This is a genomic window from Streptomyces sp. NBC_01016 (genome assembly GCF_026341035.1).
GTDB lineage: Bacteria > Actinomycetota > Actinomycetes > Streptomycetales > Streptomycetaceae > Streptomyces.
Genome location: NZ_JAPEOQ010000001.1, coordinates 3,905,757 through 3,926,578 on the forward strand (window position 1 = coordinate 3,905,757; position 20,822 = coordinate 3,926,578).

At 70.4% G+C, this 20,822-nt stretch carries 15 protein-coding genes; 7 read left to right on the forward strand and 8 right to left on the reverse strand.

The window, feature by feature from the left end:
- Window positions 1-4 precede the first annotated feature (4 nt).
- Window positions 5-1,336: an ABC transporter substrate-binding protein gene (locus OG746_RS17640; protein ID WP_266715570.1), complete on the reverse strand. Its 1,332-nt coding sequence runs from the start codon at window positions 1,334-1,336 to the stop codon at window positions 5-7.
- 12 nt (window positions 1,337-1,348) lie between these two features.
- On the reverse strand, window positions 1,349-3,337 hold the full coding sequence (locus OG746_RS17645) for a beta-galactosidase (RefSeq protein ID WP_266715571.1): 1,989 nt from the start codon (window positions 3,335-3,337) through the stop codon (window positions 1,349-1,351).
- Window positions 3,338-3,498: 161 nt separating this feature from the next.
- Here OG746_RS17645 and OG746_RS17650 point away from each other — a divergent pair, with 161 nt between their 5' ends.
- The gene (locus tag OG746_RS17650) at window positions 3,499-4,266 is read left to right on the forward strand and encodes an SDR family NAD(P)-dependent oxidoreductase (RefSeq protein ID WP_266715572.1); all 768 of its coding nucleotides are present in this window, start codon (window positions 3,499-3,501) and stop codon (window positions 4,264-4,266) included.
- 82 nt (window positions 4,267-4,348) lie between these two features.
- Window positions 4,349-5,077, forward strand: a complete 729-nt coding sequence (locus tag OG746_RS17655; protein WP_266715573.1) for a FadR/GntR family transcriptional regulator — start codon at window positions 4,349-4,351, stop codon at window positions 5,075-5,077.
- A 48-nt stretch (window positions 5,078-5,125) separates the two neighbouring features.
- Here the strand turns inward: OG746_RS17655 and kdgD are convergent, their stop codons facing one another.
- Complete coding sequence (kdgD, locus tag OG746_RS17660; protein WP_266715574.1) at window positions 5,126-6,061, reverse strand: 5-dehydro-4-deoxyglucarate dehydratase; 936 nt, start codon at window positions 6,059-6,061, stop codon at window positions 5,126-5,128.
- A 205-nt stretch (window positions 6,062-6,266) separates the two neighbouring features.
- Complete coding sequence (locus OG746_RS17665; protein ID WP_524540421.1) at window positions 6,267-7,445, reverse strand: L-talarate/galactarate dehydratase; 1,179 nt, start codon at window positions 7,443-7,445, stop codon at window positions 6,267-6,269.
- 109 nt (window positions 7,446-7,554) lie between these two features.
- On the opposite strand from OG746_RS17665, the gene OG746_RS17670 reads away from it, so the two are divergent.
- A complete protein-coding gene (locus OG746_RS17670) occupies window positions 7,555-8,430 on the forward strand; it encodes a LysR substrate-binding domain-containing protein (RefSeq protein ID WP_266715578.1) in 876 nt (291 codons plus the stop codon).
- A 134-nt stretch (window positions 8,431-8,564) separates the two neighbouring features.
- Entirely contained in the window at window positions 8,565-8,987 is a 423-nt protein-coding gene (locus OG746_RS17675; RefSeq protein ID WP_266715580.1) for a PPOX class F420-dependent oxidoreductase, read from the forward strand.
- A gap of 23 nt (window positions 8,988-9,010) precedes the next feature.
- Here OG746_RS17675 and lplAB read toward each other — a convergent pair whose 3' ends face one another.
- A complete protein-coding gene (gene lplAB / locus OG746_RS17680) occupies window positions 9,011-10,066 on the reverse strand; it encodes a lipoate-protein ligase LplAB (RefSeq protein ID WP_266715582.1) in 1,056 nt (351 codons plus the stop codon).
- Between the two features lie 220 nt (window positions 10,067-10,286).
- On the opposite strand from lplAB, the gene OG746_RS17685 reads away from it, so the two are divergent.
- The 3 genes from OG746_RS17685 (at window position 10,287) to OG746_RS17695 (ending at window position 16,398) form a co-directional block, all read left to right on the forward strand.
- Window positions 10,287-11,087: an SDR family NAD(P)-dependent oxidoreductase gene (locus tag OG746_RS17685; RefSeq protein ID WP_266715584.1), complete on the forward strand. Its 801-nt coding sequence runs from the start codon at window positions 10,287-10,289 to the stop codon at window positions 11,085-11,087.
- 179 nt (window positions 11,088-11,266) lie between these two features.
- Entirely contained in the window at window positions 11,267-14,401 is a 3,135-nt protein-coding gene (locus tag OG746_RS17690; protein WP_266715586.1) for a glycoside hydrolase family 2 TIM barrel-domain containing protein, read from the forward strand.
- The gene (locus OG746_RS17695) at window positions 14,398-16,398 is read left to right on the forward strand and encodes an alpha-glucuronidase (protein WP_266715588.1); all 2,001 of its coding nucleotides are present in this window, start codon (window positions 14,398-14,400) and stop codon (window positions 16,396-16,398) included. The genes OG746_RS17690 and OG746_RS17695 overlap by 4 nt, the downstream gene beginning before the upstream one ends.
- Window positions 16,399-16,446: 48 nt before the next feature.
- On the opposite strand, the gene OG746_RS17700 is transcribed toward OG746_RS17695, so the two are convergent.
- Genes OG746_RS17700 through OG746_RS17710 form a run of 3 tightly spaced genes read right to left on the reverse strand, consistent with a single transcriptional unit; the run spans window position 16,447 to window position 20,821 of the window.
- Complete coding sequence (locus OG746_RS17700) at window positions 16,447-18,465, reverse strand: beta-galactosidase (RefSeq protein WP_266715590.1); 2,019 nt, start codon at window positions 18,463-18,465, stop codon at window positions 16,447-16,449.
- On the reverse strand, window positions 18,462-19,169 hold the full coding sequence (locus OG746_RS17705) for a hypothetical protein (protein WP_266715592.1): 708 nt from the start codon (window positions 19,167-19,169) through the stop codon (window positions 18,462-18,464). The genes OG746_RS17700 and OG746_RS17705 overlap by 4 nt, the downstream gene beginning before the upstream one ends.
- Window positions 19,166-20,821, reverse strand: coding sequence for an ABC transporter substrate-binding protein (locus OG746_RS17710; protein ID WP_266715594.1), 1,656 nt, complete (start codon window positions 20,819-20,821; stop codon window positions 19,166-19,168). Before OG746_RS17710 ends, OG746_RS17705 begins: the two co-directional genes overlap by 4 nt.
- Between the last annotated feature and the right edge of the window lies 1 nt (window position 20,822).

Genomic DNA, 20,822 nt, shown 5'->3' on the forward strand with positions numbered 1-20,822 from the left:
CTCCTCATCGTGCGCTCCTCGCCTTGAGTCCCTTGGCCTTGAGGTCGTCGACGAACTTGGTCTGCGCGTCCTTCAGCGCGTCCACGAACGAGCCCTTGCCCACGAGGGCGAGCGCCAGGTTGTCCTGGATGTGCGTGAAGGACTGCGTGGTGGTCGGCGCGTACCGCCAGGACGTGTCGACGTTGCGGTCGGAGACCTGGAAGACCTCGTTGTAGCGCTGGCCGCTGAAGAACGGGTCGGGCTTACCCAGCGGCGTATTCGGCAGGTCGATCTTGGCGGCGGGCCAGCCGTACCCGGCCTCGATCAGCAGCTTCATGCTGTCCGGGTTCGTGTTCAGCCAGTGCGCCACCTTCAGCGCCTCGACCGGGTGCTGGGAGCCCTGGAGGACCGCGGTGGAGGAGCCGCCCCAGTTGGAGGAGGCGTGCGCGCCCGCCTCCCACTGCGGCAGTTCGGACACCGCCCACTTGCCCTTGGTGCGCGGGGCGTTGCCGCGGATCAGCGCGTCGTACCACTGCGCGCCCGGCCAGGTCACCAGCTCCCCGGTCTGCAGCGCCTTGTAGAAGGCGCTCTGCGCGTCCTGCGTCTGGAGCACGAAGCGGTCGCGCACCATGCCGTCCCAGTAGTCGGCGACCTCAAGGGACTCCGGGGACGTCAGGTCGACGATCCAGGTGTCACCTTCGGTGCGCACCCAGTGGGCGCCGCGCTGCCAGGGGAAGCTGGCGAACCACTGGGCGTTGGAGGGCGGGAAGGCCGTGATGTACGAGCCCCGCTTCTTGGCCTTCTTCGCGGCGGCGCGGTACTCGTCCCAGGTCCTCGGGGCCTCGATGTCCCACTTCTCCAGGACGTCCTTGCGGTAGAAGAGACCCATGGGGCCCGAGGCCTGCGGGATCGCGTACGTGCCGCCCGAGAAGACGCCCTGCTTCCACTGCCAGTCGACGTAACTGTCCTTGAGCTTGTCCGCGCCGTACTCGCTCAGGTTCGTCAGGCCGCCCTCGAGCATGAACTCGGGCAGCGCGTAGTACTCGACCTGGGCGAGGTCCGGCGGGTTGCCGGCCTTCACGGCGGCGTGCATCTTCTGGTAGCCGCCGGAGGTGTTGGCGGGCACCATCTGGGCGACGACCTGGATGTCCGGGTTGCGCTTGTTCCACAGCGCGACCGCCTTCTGCAGCGGGACCCAGGTCCAGAGCCTGAGGGTGACCTTCTGGCCCGGTTTGCGGCCGTGGTCCTTCGTCATGCGGGCGGCGCCGGCGGATTCACCGCAGGCCGCGAGGGCGGGGGCCGCGGCTGCGGCGGTGGCCCACGTGAGGACCTTTCGGCGGGTGGGTGGTTGGGGCATCTGACCTCCTTGTCAGAGCAACGTCTGGGCCTGGAGCACGGCGACGCCGTACGCCGGTAGAGACACGCTGGTGGTGGGCTCCGGCTCGGCGGTGAGGCGGTCCCGCATGGGGGTCGGAACAGAGACCTCTGCCTCGTTTTCACCGTGGTTGAGCAGGAACAGGAAGCGGCCGGCCGCGCCTTCGCGGACGGTGGCCTGTACCTGCGCGGGCAGGTTCGGCAGTACGGGTGTCACTCCGGCCTCCGTGCGCACCCGGTCCAACAGGGCCCGCAGCGCGGCTGGTTCGAGGCGGGTGCCGAGATGCCAGGCGGTGCCGTCGCCGTACGTGTGGCGGGTGACGGCGGGGCGGCCCGTGAGCTCGCCGTCCTCGAAGACGGCGACGGCTTCGGCGCCCTCCAGGTCGATGGCCTCGGACCACAGATCGGCGCGTCCGGTCAACTCGCCGCTCACCGTGAGGTGTTGGCCCTCGTCGAGCGGCCAGAACTCCTCCGTGCGGATGCCGAGCAGTCGCCGCAAGTGGGCGGGGTACCCGCCGAGTTCGACCCGGTCGCAGTCGTCGACGATGCCGGAGAAGAACGACACGACGAGATGTCCGCCGCCCTCGACGTACTCCGCGAGCCGCTCGGCGTTCTCCTGGCTGAGCAGATACAGGTTCGGCACGACGACGAGCTTGTACGAGGAGAGGTCGCGGTCCGGCGGGACGACGTCGCACGGCACACCCGCGTCGAACAGGGCGCGATGGTGCGCGAGGTTGATCTCGGTCTGGTTCAGCGCCGTGGAGGGATGCGAGTCCAGCTCGAGGGCCCACCAGCTGTTCCAGTCGGTGAGGAGCGCGGCTTCGGCGGTCGAACGGGTCCCCGCGATCTCCGGGACCGACGCCAACTCGCGCCCCAGGTCCGACACTTCGCGGAAGATCCGGGTGTCGGTCCCGGCGTGCGGCACCATCGCCGAGTGGTACTTCTCGGCGCCGCCGCGCGACTGGCGCCACTGGAAGTAGAGGACCGCGTCGGCTCCCTGCGCGACGGCCTGCCAGCTCCACAGGCGCATCCGGCCGGGCTGCTTCGGGCTGTTGCGCGGCCGCCAGTTGACCGCGCTGGGCGCCTGCTCCAGGAGCAACCAGGGCTGCCCGCCGCGCGCCGAGCGCATCAGGTCGAAGTTGTACGCGGCGGTGAGATGGGGATCCGGCTCGTACGGATCCTGGTAGTGGTCGAGCGCCATCACGTCCATGTGCTCGGACCAGGCGAAGGCGTCGACCGGCTTGTGGTTCGGCATCAGGTTCGTGGTGATCGGCACGCCCGGTGTGACGCGGCGCAGCACGGCCTCCTCGGCGAGGTAGCACTGGCGCAGCGCGTCGTCGCTGAAGCGCCAATAGTCCAGCTGCTGGGCCGGGTTGGCGAAGGTGGGGGCGAGGCGTGGCGGCAGGACCTCGTCGAAGTCGTCGTAGCGCTGCGACCAGAAGGCCGTGGACCAGGCCTCGTTGAGCGCGTCCACGGATCCGTAGCGCTCGCGAAGCCAGCGGCGGAAGTCGGCGGCGGACACGTCGCAGTAGCACTGGCGGGTGTGGCAGCCGTACTCGTTGCCGATGTGCCACGTGTCCAGGGCCGGATGCCCGGCGTAGCGGGTCGCGAGCCGTTCGACGAGGCGGGTGGCGTGCTCGCGGTAGACGGGGCTGGAGGGGCAGTAGTGCTGGCGGCCGCCGGGCCACTTGCGCCGGCCGTCCTCGGTCTCCGGGAGTATCTCCGGGTGCAGCCGCGAGAGCCACGGGGGCGGAGAGGCGGTCATGGTGGCCAGGCAGACCCGGATCCCCGCGTCGGCGAGGTTGTCCATGACGCGGTCGAACCAGTCGAAGTCGTAGGCGCCGGACCGGGGTTCGACCTTGGCCCAGGAGAAGATCCCGGCCGTGACCATGGTGACCCCGGCCTCCTTCATCAGCCGGGTGTCCTCGGCCCAGACCTCCTCGGACCACTGCTCGGGGTTGTAGTCGGCGCCGAAGTGGAGCATCGCACCTCACTCGATCCGTCGGGCTGCACGGCCCTGTTCAATCCATTAATTAGGAATTAACGTGGCGGAATATATGAGCGAGGGTGGAGGGGGTCAACCCCCTTGACCAGCCGAACAGTTGACGATCACGTCCCCGATTCACCGGACCCCGGAGGCAGCCCATGACAGCCCCGCGCGCCACCGACCGCTTCGCCGGGCGCACCGCCATCGTGACCGGAGCCGCCGCGGGCATCGGCGCGGCGACCGCGCGGCGGCTCGCCGCGGAGGGCGCCGCCGTCGTACTCGCCGACATCGACGAGCGGCACGGGGTCGAGGTTGCCAAGGAGATCGAGCGGGACGGTGGTCGCGCCGCGTTCGTGCCCGCCGACGTCGCGCGCGAGGAGGCCTGGCGGGAGGCGCTGACCGCCGCGCACGCCTTCGGGCCCGTCGGGGTCCTGGTCAGTAACGCCGTGAAGATCGAGGTCGCCCCGGCGCACGAGACCTCACCCGAGTCCTGGAACCGCCAGCTGACCATCGGGCTCACTGCGGCGTTCCTCGGCGTGCGGACCTGCCTCGACGACCTGCGCGAGCAGGCGGGCGCGGTCGTCCTGGTCTCGTCCGTGCACGCCCGGCACGGCATCCCGGGCCACCCTGCGTACGCGGCGGCCAAGGGCGGCCTGCTGTCGCTGAGCAGCCAACTCGCCGTGGAGTACGGCCCGTCGGTCCGGGTCAACACGGTCCTGCCGGGGCCGATCCTGACCGGGGTGTGGGACCGGGTGCCCGAGGAGGAGCGGGCGGCCAGCGTCGCCGAGACCGCGGCCCGCCGCTTCGGCAGCCCCGACGAGGTGGCGTCGGTGATCGCGTTCCTCGCCTCGCCCGAGGCCTCGTACGTGACCGGGACCAGCCTGGTGGTCGACGGCGGGTGGAGCGTGATGAAGTCCTCGGCGTGAACGGACGTCGAACACGGGGTGAACTCCCGCCTCCCCGGCGATACTTGGCGGGCTGAGACGTCGAGAGAACAGCAGGTAGGACATGGCGGGGTACGCGCGCCGCGGAGTGCACGGGCAGACCGTGGAGACCATCGCGCACCGGGTGCTGAGCGGCCGGATCGGGGAGGGTGCGACCCTCGACCTCGGCGCGCTCCAGGATGAACTCGGCGTCAGCCTCACCGCGTTGCGGGAGTCCCTGAAGGTGCTCGCCGCGAAGGGCATGGTCGACGCCCGGCAGAAGCGCGGCACGTTCGTGCGGCCCCGCGCGGACTGGCATCTGCTCGACGCGGACGTGCTGCGCTGGCAGTTCGAGACGCTGGACGGCGGCCTCGCGGCGGGCGCGGGCAACCCGCTGCTCGGCGACCTGGACGAGGTGCGCGGCATCGTCGAGCCGGCCGCGGTCCGGCTGGCGGCGCGCCGCCGCACGGAGACCGATCTGGCCGCGCTCGACGCGGCGTTGGAGGCGATGGGGGAGTCGGGTGAGGGCGGCGCGGCCCACGCGGTCGAGGCGGACCTCGCCTTCCACGGCGCCCTGCTCCGGGCCTCCCACAACGAACTGCTGGAGCGCATGGACCTGGTGATCGCCGCGGGCCTCGCCTACCGCGACCGCCTCGTCCACGGCACGGGCCGCCACCCCAAGGACCCTGTCCCCAGCCACCGCGCCGTCCTCGACGCGGTCCGCGCGCAGGACCCGGACGCGGCGGAGTCGGCGATGCGTACTCTTCTGGACCAGGCGGTGCGTGACCTGGGGCGGATCCGGAGAGCCCTGTGACGCGGGTGTTCGCCGCACGTCACGGGGCTCCGCCCCGGACCCCGCTGCTCAATCGCCGCAGGGGCTTGATGCGCCCGCACCGATCAGCGCGCTCAGCTCGGCGAGTTCCGCCTCGGTCAGGTCCGTGAGTGGCGGGCGGACCGGGCCCGCCGGGTGGCCCGTCGCGGTCATGCCCGCCTTGACGATGCTGACCGCGTAGCCGGCCTTGCGGTTGCGGAGTTCCGTGTACGGGAGCACGAAGTCGCGCAGGTGCTTGAGGACGGTGACGTGATCCCGGCCGCGGACGGCGGCGTAGAAGTCGAGGGCGAACTCCGGCAGGAAGTTGAAGATGGCCGACGAGTAGGTGGTGACGCCGAGTTCGAGGTACGGGAGGGCGTACATCTCCGCGGTGGGCAGTCCGCCGACGTACGTGAAGCGGTCGCCGAGGCGGGTGTAGATGCGGGTCATGGCGTCGATGTCGCCGACGCCGTCCTTGTAGCCGATCAGGTTCGGGCAGGACTCGGCGACGCGGGCCAGGGTGTCCGCGCTGTACTTGGCGTTGGCCCGGCCGTAGGCGATGACTCCGAGGTCCGTGGCCTTGCAGACCGCCTCGACGTGCTCGGCCAGGCCGTCCTGCGAGGCCTCCGTCAGGTACGGCGGGAAGAGCAACAGGCCGTCGGCGCCCGCTCGTTCGGCCGCCTGCGCGTACTCGATCGCGGTGCGCGTGCCGTACCCGGCCGGGGCGAGGATCGGGGTGCCCTCGGGCGCCGCCTGCACGGCCGCGGTCACCACCTGCTCCGTCTCTGCGGCGGTCAGCGAGAAGAACTCGCCGGTGCCGCCCGCGGCGAAGAGACCGCCGACCTCGTGCTCGGCCAGGCGCTCGATGTTGGCGCGGTAGGCCTGCTCGTCGAACGCGAGGTCCGCGGCCTTGAAGTGGGTGACCGGGAAGGAGAGCAGGCCCGAGCCGATGCGGGCGCCGAGCTCTGACGGGGTGAAGGACGACATGGGTGGTCTGCTCCTGCTGAACGCTGGTGGACGGTGAAGGGGTGGTGTGAGTACGACATTACGAGGCGTCACTCATGCCCGTCCAACACTGTTTTTGCATTCAGTGATACCTGGTCAGCATCAGTGGGTGTTCCGGACATGGCTCTGGCGCGGGTCCCGCGCTGTCCGTCAGCGGGCCCGCGCCAGAGGGTGGGGGAGAGGTGGATTACGGGCGCGCGCCCACCTCGTGCGCGGCGACGGTCCAGGCGCGGGCCTGCTCGCTGAGGGTGATGCCGAGGCCCGGGCGTGAGGAGACGTGCATGCGGCCGTCGCTGATCGCCAGGCGCTCGTTGAACAGCGGCTCCAGCCAGTCGAAGTGCTCCACCCACGGCTCGATCGGGTAGGCCGCGGCGAGGTGGAGGTGGATCTCCATCGCGAAGTGCGGGGCCAGCTGCAGGTTGTTGTGCTCGGCGAGGGTGGCCAGCTTGAGGAACTGGGTGATGCCGCCGATGCGCGGGGCATCGGGCTGGATGATGTCGCAGGCGTTCGCCTTGATCAGCTCGACGTGCTCGGCGACCGACGCGAGCATCTCGCCGGTGGCGACGGACGTGTCGAGCGAGGCGGCGAGCGCGGCGTGGCCCTGCGCGTCGTAGGCGTCGAGCGGCTCCTCGATCCAGACGAGGTTGAACTCCTCCATGGCCCGGCCCATGCGCTGGGCGGTGGGCCGGTCCCACTGCTGGTTGGCGTCGACCATCAGCGGGACGTCGTCGCCGATGTGCTCGCGTACGGCGGTCAGCCGGGCGAGGTCGGCCTTGCGGTCCGGGTTGCCGACCTTGATCTTGATGCCGCCGATGCCGCTGGCCAGGGAGGCGGTGGCGTTGTCGAGGACCTGGTCGGTCGGCGTGTGCAGGAAGCCGCCGGAAGTGTTGTAGCACTGCACCGAGTCGCGGTGGGCGCCGAGCAGCTTGGCGAGCGGCAGGCCGGCCCGCTTGGCCTTGAGATCCCACAGGGCGATGTCGATCGCGGCGATGGCCTGCGTGGCGACGCCGCTGCGGCCGACGGAGGCGCCGGCCCACACCAGCTTCGTCCACAGGCGGCCGATGTCGCTGGGGTCCTCGCCGATCAGGTTGTCGGCGATCTCCTTGGCGTGTGCGAACTGGGCGGGGCCGCCGGCGCGCTTGGAGTAGCCGAAGCCGATGCCGGAGTGGCCCTCGGTGGTCTCGATCTCCGCGAACAGGAAGGCGACCTCGGTCATCGGCTTCTGCCGGCCGGTGAGCACCTTGGCGTCGCTGATCGGCGTCGCGAGGGGCAGCGTGACGGACGAGAGCTTGATCCAGGCGATGGTGTCGATGGTCGCCTCGCCCTGACGGGAGGCGGCTGAACTGGCTGTGGACGTGCTGGTCACCACTGCGAATCCCTGGGGGTGTGAGCCGTTGGTTCCTGTTGACGCTAAGGTCGGCGATTGATCCACGTCAAACATAGTTTTTGGATGATTCAATACCTGGAGGGCATCGTTGTTCACGCTTGCGCAGCTGGCGAGCTTCGTGGCCGTCGCGGAGGAACTGCACTTCACGCGGGCCGCCGAACGGCTGCGGATGACACAGCCCCCACTCAGCCGGCAGATCCAGCTCCTTGAGCACGAGTTGGACGTGCAGCTCCTCGACCGCACCAACCGGACCGTCCGACTCACCCCGGCGGGCCGCGCCTTCCTCAACGAGGCGCGCACGATCCTGCGGCAGGCCGAGGCGGCCACGCTCGCCGCGCGGCAGGTGTCCACGGGTGAGGCGGGCGCCATCGCCGTCGGCTTCACCGCGGCGAGCGCCTACTCCGCGCTCGGCCCGCTGCTCGACGTGGCCCGGACCTCCATGCCCGGTACGGAGATCGTGCTCCGCGAGAAGGTGACCCGCGACCAGCTGGAGGCCCTCACCGAGGGTTCCCTCGACCTCGGCATGATCCGCCCCTCCAGCACGGGCCCCGACCTGGAGACCCGGTCGACCACCCGCGAGGGGCTGCTCGCCGCGGTGCCGAGCGCGCATCCGCTCGCCGAGGGTGAAGGGCCGCTGCCGATGGGGGAGTTCGACGGGCAGGACGTGCTCATGTACTCGCCGATCGAGGCCCGCTACTTCCACGAACTGCTGGTCAGCATCTTCCGTGAGGCGCGGGTGCGGCCGCGGTTCACGCAGTACCTCAGTCAGGTGCACAGTCTGCTTGCCATGGTCCATGCCGGGTGGGGCATCGCCTTCGTGCCGGAGTCGGCGGCGCAGATGCGGTTCCCGGGTATCGCGTTCCGGCCGTTGGAGCTGTCCGATGCGGCGCCGGTCGAGTTGCATCTGGTGTGGCGGAAGGCGAATGACAATCCGGCGTTGCATGCGTTGCTGCGGTTGCTTTAGGCCGGGATTGTTGCGGTCGGCCGGTCCTACGTCGCGGGGCTCTGCCCCGGGCCCCGCTGCTCAATCGCCGCAGGGGCTTGATGTGACTAGGGTCGACCGTGTACCCCTCGACGTATGACGTAACAGGAGGAACCGTGTCCAAGCCCCCGCTGTCAGCCGAAGCCGTCGCCATGCTCGAGCAAGCGAACCCGGCCACCGTCGCCACGCTCCGTTCGGACGGGGCGCCCGTGTCCGCGGCGACCTGGTACCTCTGGGAGGACGGCCGGGTGCTGCTCAACATGGACGAGGGGCGGGTCCGCCTCGGGCACCTGCGCCGCGACCCGCGGCTCACCCTCACCGTCCTCGACAAGGACAGCTGGTACACGCACATCACCCTCATCGGCCGAGCCGTCGACATCCGCGAGGACAAGGGCCTCGCCGACATCGACCGGATCTCCACCCATTACGCGGGCGGCCCCTACCCGGAGCGCGAGCGGGCCCGGTTCACGGCGGTCATGGAGATCGAGCGCTGGCACGGCTGGGGCGAGTTCCGCGACAGCAGCCAGGCGACGGTGTAGGCCCGGGGGCGTCCGGCTGAGGACTACGGGACCCGCGCCGTCCACTCGTCCGTGCCGAACTTGGTGCGTACGAGGTCCTGGGCGCGGGCCAGTTCCTCGTCGGTCACCTTGCCCTCGGTGAGCCCGTACCGGCTGCGGAACGAGTCGATCATGCGGGAGATGACCTCCTCGCGGGGCAGGCCGGTCTGGCGGCGCAGCGGGTCGACGCGCTTCTTGGCGCTCTTCGTGCCCTTGTCGGACAGCTTCTCCTTGCCGATGCGCAGCACGTCGACCATCTTGTCGGCGTCGATGTCGTACGACATCGTCACGTGGTGCAGCACCGCGCCCTGCCCGGCCGCGACCCGCTTCTGCGCGGCGCCCGCGACCTTGCCGACGTCCGTGGCGATGTCGTTGAGCGGCTGGTACCAGGCCTTGATACCCATGTCGGCGAGGGCGCCGAGCACCCAGTCGTCCAGGTAGGCGTAGGAGTCCTGGAAGGAGAGGCCGGAGACCAGGGACTCGGGGACCGCGAGCGAGTACGTGATGGTGGACTTCGGCTCCGCGAACATGGCGCCGCCGCCGGAGACACGGCGGACGACGGTCACCCCGTGCCGCTCGACGCCCTCCGGGTCGACCTCGTTGCGCAGCGACTGGAAGCTGCCGATGATCACCGCGGGCCGGTCCCACTCCCACACGCGCAGCGTCGGCGGCCGCTGCCCGAGCGCGACCTGCTCCACCATCACCTCGTCGAGCGCCATGTGCAGGACGGGGGACTGGGGCGCGTCGTGGACGAGCTGCCAGTCGTAGTCCCGCCAGTCCGTGGCCTGGGCGAGCGCGCGGCGCACGGCGGTGGCGACGCCCTCGGTCGTCAGGCCGAGCATCACCGTGCCGGCCGGCAGTCCCGCGTCGATCCGGGCGGCGAGGGTGGCGGTGTCGGAGTCGGCCGGGGCGCCTTCGAGCGCGGCGTTGATCGCGAGGAGCGCGTCGTCCGGTTCGAGGAAGAAGTCGCCCGCCACCCGGACCTGGCGCAGCACGCCGTCCGCCACGTCCACGTCGACGACGACGAGCTTGCCGCCGGGGATCTTGTACTCGCCGTGCACGGTGTGCCGCCTTCCACCAGGTTGTCTGTGCATTTGTCTGTGGTTCTGTCAGTGCTTTTTCTGTGCTTTGTCTTGCTCGCGGACAACGCTAACCGGAGTCCGGACATTCCCGGGCGCGGGCGGCCCCGCGTCGACCCCCGCCGGTATTGACACTTCGTCAGATCTCCCGCATCGTCGGCCCGCGCCCGCCCACCGGACCGGCTACCGGAGGAGCTCGCCCATGGACCTCGACGACACCCCAGTGCCCGACTACGGCGCCCTGCACCGGGTCGACGGCCGCACCTTCGTCCTGCTCGGCGCGGGCAACGGCATCGGACGGCAGACTGCCCACGCGCTCACCTCGGCGGGCGCGTGCGTCTTGTGCGTGGACGTCGACAAAGAGCGGGTGGAGGCGGTCGCGGCACAGACCGGTGGCGTCCCGTACGTGGCGGACGTGACGCGGCGACAGGACATGCGGGAGCTCTTCGCGTACGCGCAACGGGAGTTGGGGCCGGTCGGCGGCGTCGTCGACATCGTCGGCATGGCCCGTTACGAGGCCCTGGACGGGCTCGACGACGACGCGTGGCAGTGGCACTTCGACCTGGTCCTGCGGCACGCCTGGCTCGCCGTTCAGTACGGGGGAGCGGCGGTGGCGGCGGCGGGCGGCGGGCCGCTGGTGTTCGTGGCGTCCGTGTCGGGGCTCACGGCGGCTCCGCTGCACGGCGCGTACGGAGCCGCCAAGGCGGGGCTGATGTCCCTGGTGCGGACGGCTGCCGTCGAGTACGGGGCGCGCGGGGTGCGGGTCAATGCGGTGGCGCCGGGTGTGGTGTGGACGCCGCGGGTCGCGGGGCTGCTCGGGGAGGAGGGGCGTGCTGCCAATGCGGCGAACGCGCCGCTCGGCCGTGTCGCCCAGCCCGCCGACATCGCCGCGGCCCTCCTCTTCCTGGCCTCGCCGCTCTCCTCGTACGTGACCGGGCAGACGCTCGTCGTGGATGGCGGCACCGGGGTCAAGTTCCCGTACCCGACGATCGGCGACACGTAAGGGCTTCGGCCCGCCGCCCGTCCCTCCCTGCTGAGGAGTGGCCTGAAGTCTCAGGTGTCACGGGCTCCTCACGCACCTTATTCGGTAAGGCTATTGACTAATCCCCACGGGAAGCCACAAGAATCTGTTGGCTCACGTTTGCTTATGGCGAGTCCTGTTGGCTTCGAGGGGATTTCCGCATGTCTGCTAGTCGTAGATCCGTCAGTCGTAGATCCGTGCTGGCTGCGAGCGCGGCCGCCCCCGTCGTGGGGGCGCTCGCCGCGCCCGCCGCCGGTGCAGCCGAGGGTCGCGCGGGGAACGTCGGACGCCGCACCGTCGAGCTCGCCGACGGCTGGCGCTTCGCGCTGGTCAGCCCGGACGGCATCACCGATCCGACCGGCGCGTACGCCGATGCCGAGCGGCCCGACTACGACGACGCGAAGTGGCGGAAGGTCGCCGTCCCGCACGACTGGTCCATCGAGCAGACGCCCACCACCGAGCACAACACGACGAGCGGCACGGGCTTCCTCCCCGGCGGACTCGGCTGGTACCGCAAGACGTTCACGGTGCCGAAGGCGTACGCGGGCAAGCGGATCTCCGTCGAGTTCGACGGCGTCTACATGGACGCCAACGTCTATGTGAACGGCGAGCTCGTCACCCACCACCCCTACGGCTACACCGGGTTCGCCCACGACGTCACCGACCTGCTGCACGTCGACGGCGCCACCTCCAACCTCCTCGCCGTCGAGGTCCGCAATCGCCTGCCCAGCAGCCGCTGGTACTCCGGCAGCGGCATCTACCGCAGGGCCCGCCTCGTCGTCACCGAACCGGTGCACGTCGAGCGCTGGGGCACGTTCGTCACGACGCCCGACCTCGCCGAGACCCTCAAGAAGGGCTACGCCACCGTCGACGTAAGCACGACCGTCGCCAACGCCTCGGGCGCCGCACGCGACGTGACGGTCCTCTCCACGGTCCGCGACGCGAAGGGCCGCCGCGTGGCGCGCGCCGAGTCGACCCTCGCGGGAGTCGGCAAGGACGGCAAGACGGATCACCTTCAACTCCGGATCACCAAGCCGGAGTTGTGGTCCATCGGGACTCCGGGGAACCGCTACACGCTCGTCACCGACCTGCGCGTCGACGGCCGCACCGTCGACACCTACCGCACCCGCTTCGGTCTCCGGCACGCCACCTTCGACCCCGACGAGGGCCTCTCGCTCAACGGCACGCACACGAAGATCAAGGGCGTCGACCTGCACCACGACCTCGGCGCGCTCGGCGCCGCCGTGCAACCCGACGCCGTCCGCCGCCAGTTGACCATCATGAAGTCCATGGGCGTCAACGCGCTGCGCACCTCGCACAACCCGCCCGCGCCCGAGGTCATCGAGGCCTGCGAGGACCTCGGCCTGATCATGCTCGTCGAGGCCTTCGACTGCTGGCGCACCGGCAAGAACACCTACGACTACGGCCGCTTCTTCGACGAGCACTCCGACGCCGACATCGCCGAGATGGTGCGCGCCGCCCGCAACTCCCCGGCCGTCCTGATGTGGTCCATCGGCAACGAGATCCCCGACTCCACCCAGACGCAGGGCATCGCCATGGCGGAGCGTCTCATCGCCGACGTCAAGGAACTCGACGGCACCCGCCCGGTCGTCATCGGCTCCGACAAGTACCGCTCGCTGCCCGCCGTGGGCTCGCCCGCCGACAAGATCGTCGCCGGGCTCGACGGCCTCGGCCTGAACTACAACACCGCCGCCTCCGTCGACGCGCTGCACAAGCGCTACCCGCACCTGTTCCTCTTCGAGTCCGAGTCCTCGTCCGAGACATCGAGCCGGGGTACGTACCAGGAGCCGGAACACCTCAACACGGGCGAGAACCACACCCCCGGCAAGCGTGCCACCTCCTCCTACGACAACAACCTCGCCTCCTGGACCATGAGCGGCGAGTACGGCCTGAAGAAGGACCGTGACCGGCGCTTCTTCGCCGGTGAGTTCCTGTGGTCGGGCATCGACTACATCGGCGAACCCACCCCGTACGACGTGTTCCCGGTGAAGGCCTCGTTCTTCGGCGCGGTCGACACGGCCGGCTTCCCGAAGGACATGTACCACCTCTTCCGCAGCCAGTGGGTCGACGAGCCGATGGTGCATCTGCTGCCGATGGACTGGACGACGTACGAGGACGGTCAGGAGGTGGAGGTGTGGGCGTACGCGAACGTCGCCGAGGTCGAGCTTTACCTCAACGGCCGTTCCCTGGGCACCCGTTCCTTCGACGAGAAGAAGACCGTCGACGGCCGCCCGTACCTGGAGACCACGGAGGCCACGCACGACGACAAGACCGTCACGTCCGGCGCCTACCCCGGCAGCTACACCTCGCCGAACGGCAGCGCGGGCAAGCTGCACCTGACATGGAAGGTGCCCTTCGCGGCCGGTGAGCTGAAGGCGGTCGCGCGGCGCGGCGGCAAGACGGTGGCGACGGACGTGCTGCGTACGGCCGGAGCCCCGCATGCCGTGCGTCTGACGGCGGACCGGAAGTCGGTCGCGGCGGACGGGCGGGCCCTCGCCTTCGTCACCGCGGAGGTCGTCGACGCGAAGGGAATCGTCGTCCCCGATGCCGCGCGGCTCCTCGAATTCAGCGTGAAGGGCGGCCACTTGGCGGGCGTCGACAACGGGCAGCAGGAGTCCGCCGAGCGCTACCAGGCCAGCACCCGCACCACGTTCCACGGGCTCGCGCTCGCGATCGTGCGGGCCGGAACCGAGCCAGGCTCCCTCACCGTCACGGCGCGCGCGGACGGACTGCGGCAGGGAAAGGCGACGCTGCGCGTCACCGGCCCCGCGGGAGAGCCCGTCACCCCGGCCGAGTCCTTCGCCCCCGACCCGGGCCCGGGCGCCACCAAGTACCCGCACGCCGACGCCAGTTACTCGGGTGCCACGAAGACGCTCCCCGCCGCGATGCTCGACGGCGACCCGGCCACCCAGTGGTCCAACGCGTTCAGCAAGGACGCCACCGCCCTGCTGCCCGCCTTCAAGGGAGCGCGGCCGGAGGACTGGGTCTCGGTGACCTGGGCCGAGGAACGGCAAGTGGGCCGCATCGAGGCCTCCTTCACGGTCGACGCCACCCACTCCCTGCCCGCCGCGATCGAGGTGGCGGTCGGCGACGGCGACACGTACACCGTCGTGGACGACGCCGACATCGCCTGGGCCAAGGCCTCCGGCGAGCCCACCGTCATCACCTTCGACGCGGTACGCGGACGATCGCTGCGCCTGAGGCTGACCAGCCGCAAGCCCGGGGACGTCGCGGGCGCCGTGGGGATCGGCGCGCTGGACGTGGCGCAGTCGTGACACCCCCGCACGGCGTCGCTGCACCCCTGCACGGCGTCGATCCCGCGTGGCTGCCCGACGGGGCGCTGCGCGGGGTCGGCGCGCGGCGCGTCCTCGTGCGGGGCGAGGGCGTACTGGTGGACACCGCCCGGACCGAAGTCACCCATGCCTGCGCGAAGTTCGGCGGCAAGATGGTCGGAGAGGGGGAGGCGTACGAGCTGCTGCTCCGGGTCACTGGTGGCGGCGACCAAGAGGCCGAAGGGTTCCTCCTGGAGCGGGGCGACGGCCGTACCACCGTCACCGCCGCCACCCCGGCCGGCCTGCTCCACGGGTACTTCCACGTCGTCCGCCTCGGCGGGGCCACCTTCGTCGACGCGCCGCCCGAAACGCACCGGCCCGCCCTCGACCTGCGCATGCTCGACCACTGGGACAACGTCGACGTGCACCCCGTGATGGGGCAGGTGGAGCGCGGGTACGCGGGCGGATCGCTGTTCTGGCGGGACGGGAAGGCCCGCGCGGAGCCGGAGCGGGTGCGGGCTTACGCGCGGCTGCTCGCGGCCAGCGGCGTCAACGCGCTCGGCGTCAACAATGTCAACGTGCACGCGACGGAAGCCCGACTGCTCACCGACCGGATCGGTGAAGTCGCCGCCATCGCCGCCGAGTTGCGGCACTACGGCATCCGTACCCACCTCTCCGTCAGCTTCGCCGCGCCCCTGCTCCTCGGCGGCCTCGACACCGCCGATCCGCTCGATGAAGGCGTACGGGCGTGGTGGCGGGCGGCGGTGGACCGGGTGTACGACGTCATCCCCGACTTCGGCGGCTTCATCGTCAAGGCCGACTCCGAGGGGCAGCCGGGTCCCTTCGCCTACGGCCGCTCGCACGCCGACGGGGCGAACCTGCTCGCCGACGCGCTCGCCCCGCACGGCGGCACCGTCCACTGGCGTGCCTTTGTGTACGACCACCGCCAGGACTGGCGCGACCGGAGCACGGACCGGGCGCGCGCCGCGTACGACCATTTCGCCCCGCTGGACGGGCAGTTCAGGGACAACGCCGTCCTCCAGGTGAAGCACGGGCCGATGGACTTCCAGGTCCGTGAACCCGTGTCGCCGGTCATCGGTGCGCTGCCCGCCACGCGCGTCGCCGTCGAGCTCCAGGTCACCCAGGAGTACACCGGGCAGCAGCGGCACGTGTGCGCGCTCGCGCCGATGTGGAGCGAGGTGCTGCGGTTCCGACCCCGTGGTGGGGACGGGCCCACGGTTGGGCAACTCGCCGCGGGAGGCGGTCTGGTGGCCGTCTCGAGCGCGGGCTACGACCCGTTCTGGACCGGCCACCCACTCGCCCAGTTCAACCTGTACGCCTTCGGCCGGCTGGCCTGGAACCCGGATGCCGAACCCGGACAACTCCTGGACGAGTGGATCGAGTTGACGTTCACGCCGGAGTCGACCGGTGATCCCGCCCTGCTGCGGTCCGGGCTGCGCGCCGTGCTCGCCGGGTCCTGGGCGACGTACGAGAAGTACACCGCGCCCCTGGGTGTCGGCTTCATGGTGCAGCCCGGTCATCACTACGGGCCGAGTGTCGACGGATACGAGTACAGCCCCTGGGGTACCTACCACTTCGCCGATCGCGACGGCGTCGGCGTGGACCGCAGCCGCGCCACCGGCACCGGGTACACGGGCCAGTACGCGCCGCCCTGGTCGGACACGTACGAGACCCCGGACACCTGTCCCGACGAACTGCTCCTGTTCTTCCACCACGTGCCCTACGGGCACGTGCTGCACAGCGGCAGGACCGTCATCCAGCACATCTACGACGCCCATTTCGAGGGCGTCGAGGAAGTGGTGGCCGCGCAGGAGGTGTGGGCGTCGCTCGCCGGGCTGATGACACCCGCACGGCACGCCCGCGTGAGCGAGCTGTACGAGGAGCAGTTGCGCTGCGCCCGCGAGTGGCGGGACCAGGTCAACAGCTACTTCCTGCGCAAGTCGGGGGTGCCGGACGGGGCGGGGCGGCTCATCCACTGAGTCACCCCGCCCCGTCCCCGCCCGTGTCACTCCGCGAGCTGCTCCGCGTCACTCGACGCGGAGCACCGCCACACCCAGCGGGCCGAGCGTGAGCGGCCCGCCCTTCTCATGGCGTTCGCCGGTGAGGAGGTCGGTCACGGTGGTGTGCGCAGTCAACTCGGCTGCCGCAGCACCGTGGTTGAGCAGGAACAGCGCCCGCGTGCCGTCCGGCGCGACGCGTGTCGCCGACTCGACGTCGCGGTGGTCCGCATACGGGCCGATCAGATCGTGGCGGGCGAGCACGGCACGCACCACCCGGTCCGTGCCTGCCTCGTCCAGGTGTGTGGCCACGTACCAGCCCTCACCGCCGCTCTCGCCGAAGCGGTTGCGGGTGACCGCCGGGGTGCCCGCGTAGAAGTCGGACGTGTAGCGGGCCACCGGCTCGGCGCCCTGCGGGATCACGATCTCGAAGACCAGGCTCCCCTCGCCGCCGCCCCCGTCCAGCGGGTTCGTGACGCCGGCCGGGCGCGCGTCCCACTCGTCGACGCGCACCCCCATCAGCGGCGCCAACGGGCCCGGTACGTCGGCGAGGAACGCGCGGTCGTGCTCGTCGCAGCGCCCCGAGAGGAACGTCGTCAGCACCGTCCCGCCGCGCTCCGCCACGGCCTCCAGGCGCCCGGCCAGATCCCCCTTCACCAGGTGCAGCGCGGGCGCGAGCACCACGTCGTAGCCCGACAGGTCCGCCGTCACCGGGACGACGTCCACGTCCGCGCCCGCCGCCCGCGCCGCGCCGTAGTAGGCGTGGACGACGTCGAGGTACTTCACGAGCCGCGACGGGCCGTCCGAGATCTCCAGTGCCCACCAGCTGTCCCAGTCGAAGAGCAGCGCGGTGCGGGCCGGGGTGCGCGCGCCGACCGTGGTCGCGCCCAGCGACGCCAACTCGGCGCCCAATGTGGCCACTTCACCGAACACGCGGGTGTCCTCCCGGCCCGCATGTCCGATCACCGCGCCGAAGAACTTCTCGCTCGCCCCGCGCGAGGCCCGCATCTGGAAGTACAGGGCCGCGTCAGCGCCGTGCGCCACCGCCTGCCACGTCGCCAGTCGCAACTCGCCCGGCCTGCGCAGTGGATTGACGTCGCGGCACGCCGTCGTCGACGGAGCCTGCTCCATCAGCCAGAACGGGGCGCCGTCCTTCAGGCCGCGCATCAGGTCGTGGGCGAGCGCCGGCCACGACGGCGGCTTGTCGAGCGGCGGATAGCTGTCCCACGACGCGAAGTCGAGGTGCGGCGCCCACCGGTGGTAGTCCAACGGGCGGTACATGCCCATGAAGTTGGTCGTCACCGGGGTGGCCGGGTCGTGCGCGCGGATCGCCTCCTTCTCCGCCACGAAGCAGCCGAGCAGCGCGTCCGTCGTGAAGCGCAGGTAGTCGAGCGTGATGCCCTGGAAGGCGGTGTGGTCCGGGCCGCGCCAGTGCTCGGTGAGCGCGTTCGGCGGCTCGATCTGCGACCAGTCCGTGAAGCGGTGCGACCAGAACGTCGTGCACCAGGCGTCGTTGAGGGCGTCGAGGCTGCCGTGCCGCTCGCGCAGCCAGGCGCGGAACGCCTCCGCGCACCGCTCGCAGTAACAGGCCCCGCCGTACTCGTTGTTGACGTGCCAGGCCAGCAGCGCCGGGTGGTGCGCGTACCGCTCGGCCAGGCGGGAGGCGAGCGCGGTCGACAGACGCCGGTACGTCCGTGAGCTCGGGCAGAAGTTGTGGCGCTGGCCGTACGCGTGCCGGCGGCCCTCGAAGTCGGTGCGGTTGACCTCCGGGTGCGCCTTCGCCAGCCAGGGCGGGAGTGCGGCCGTACCGGTGGCGAGGACGACGCGACGGCCCTCGGCGGACGCGCGGTCCAGGATGTCGTCGACCACCGTGAAGTCGTAGCTGTCCGGGGCGGGTTGGGTCAGCGACCAGATGAAGACGCCGACGGTCAGGGTGTCGATCCCGGCCTTCGTGAAGAGCCGGTGGTCGGCGTCCCACACCTCCTTCGGCCACTGCTCGGGGTTGTAGTCACCGCCGTAGAGGATCTTGTCGATGTGCGGGCGACTCATGCCGTGAAGTCCTCCTGGGCCTCGGTGATCTCCGAGCGGAAGGCGTGCAGCAGGGAAAGGAGCAGGGGTGCGGCGAGCAGGACCGGCAGGGCCTCGGTGCCGAGCGCCGTCAGGCCCCCGGCGAGGACGAGCAGCGAGGCGGTGGCGAGCGACGCCGTCGGCCTGTGCAGCAGGAAGTACGCGGCGAGCCGGGCGGTGTCGCCGGAGCGGAACGCGAACAGCGAGCCGAGCACGAGGGCATGCCCGCCCCACAGCAGCGACACCACGCCGACCACCACGAGCAGCCCCGCCCACCAGCCGGGCACCCCGGCGTCCGGGAAGTGCGTCAGCGAGAAGCCGATCACCGTCAGCCAGGCGAGCAGCGGCACCCAAAGGCGCAGCACCGGAACCGCGTTCAGCCGCCAGCCGTACCAGAACGTCCGCGCGGGCCGCAGCTCCGTGAGCTCCCGCCCGCGCCGGTGCAGCGCGTACAGGGCGGCGGACAGCGCGGGTCCGAGCGGCACCAGGCACAGGGCGATCAGCGGCAGGTTCGACGGATCGGTGCCGAGCAGGAACACGCCGGCCAGGCCGGGCGATGCCGCCGCGAGGAGCATCGCCTCCACGGTGAGCAGGGTGTGGACGAGCGCCGCGGCGCGGGACAGCGGCCCGGTGCCGAAGCCACCGCGCGCCACGGCGGTTGGAGCCCGTCCGGTCACCGCCGTCACCCGTTCTCCTTCGCGAAGCGGTCGGCCGCCTTGTTGTGCAGGTCGACCAGCTGCTGCGAGTTCTTCGCCTTCAACTCCGTGAGGAAGTCGCCCCATTGGGACATCGGCCGCTTGCCCAGCACGAACTTCAGCGTGTTCTGGATCGTGTAGTCCTTCAGCGGGGTGTCCCAGAGCGTGGCCTGCTCCTGTTCGGCGGACTGCAGTGGGTGCGCGGGGCCGATCGGCAGCTCCTTGCGCTTCGACATCCCGTCCTGGAACTTCTGCTCGTCGGCGCTGAAGTTGGAGGAGACGAGTTCCCAGCTGCCGCCGTAGGTGAAGACGCCGTTGAAGAAGCCGAAGTCCTTCTGGAGGTCCTTCGGGGCGTCCGGGTCGGAGCCCATGAGTGTGATGCCGTCCTTGAGCTTGTACGTGCCTCCGGACTTCGTGTACGTGACGCCCTCGACGCCCCACTTGCAGAACTCCTGGCCTTCGTCCGAGTAGAAGAGCCAGTCGACGAACTGCATCATCGCGACGAACGTGTCCTCCTTGAGTGCCTTGCTGGAGATCATCACGCCGTTCTCCAGGCGGGAGCCGCCGTTCACCACCGCACCCGCCGGGCCGAGCGGCACCGGGATCATCTCGATCTTCGCGCCCTTGACCTGCTTCTTCAGGTTGTAGCGGTAGTTCTGCACCAGCTCCTGCGGGTTGGCGCTGATGACGTACGACTTCTCGGCGAGCAGCTTCTGCACGGCCTGGTCGTCCTGCTGGGTGAAGGACTCGGGGTCGAGCAGCTTCTCCGCGACCAGCTTGCGCAGGTACTCGACCATCGACCGGTAGCCGTCCTGCGTCGGCGTGAAGACGAACTTCTTCGCCTTGCCGTCGTAGCTGATGTTGTCGTACGACCAGCCGGCCCGCACCCCGTGCGCCTGGCCGAGGTACTGGAACAACGCGCCGCAGGGGAACGGGGTGTTGGTGCTCCAGCGGTCGGTCATCGGGTACTTGCCGGGGTACTCCTCCTTGAGCGCCTTCAGGACGTCGTACACCTCGTCCCAGGTGGTCGGCAGGGCGAGTCCGTGCTTGTCGAGGATGTCCGTGCGCAGCGACATCGAGTAACCGGACTTCACCTTCTCGTGCAGGCCGGGCAGCAGGTAGTACTTGCCGTCGGACTGCCGGATGGAGTCGATCTCCGGCTCGAGCTTCCACTGCTTCACCTTGGCGCGGAAGTTGGGCATCAGCTGGACGTAGTCGCTGACCGGGAGGATCGCGCCGGACGAGACGAACGCGACCTCGGAGGGGTGGTACGTCTTCGGGATCAGGAACGGCGCGTCGCCCGAGCCGATCAGCACGCCGCGCTTCTTCTCGTAGTCCGCGAGCGGTACGTCGACGGGCTTGAGGGTGACTCTCGTGCGCTTGGCGAGCTCCTTCCAGAACAACCAGCCGTCCTTGGTCGGATAGACCGGGTTGTTGTTGTGCAGCGTGGAGAAGGACAGCGCCTTGGTGGCCTTGAACTGTTGGCCCGCCTTGAACTCCTTCATGGCGCCGTCCTGCTTCTTCGCCAGATCCTTGCCGTCGGCGTCGTCGTCACCGCTGCCGCAGGACGTGAGCGTCGCGAGGCCGATGAAGCCTGCGGCGGCGAGTATCTGGCGCCGTGAGAGCTGACCGCTGTTCTTCACT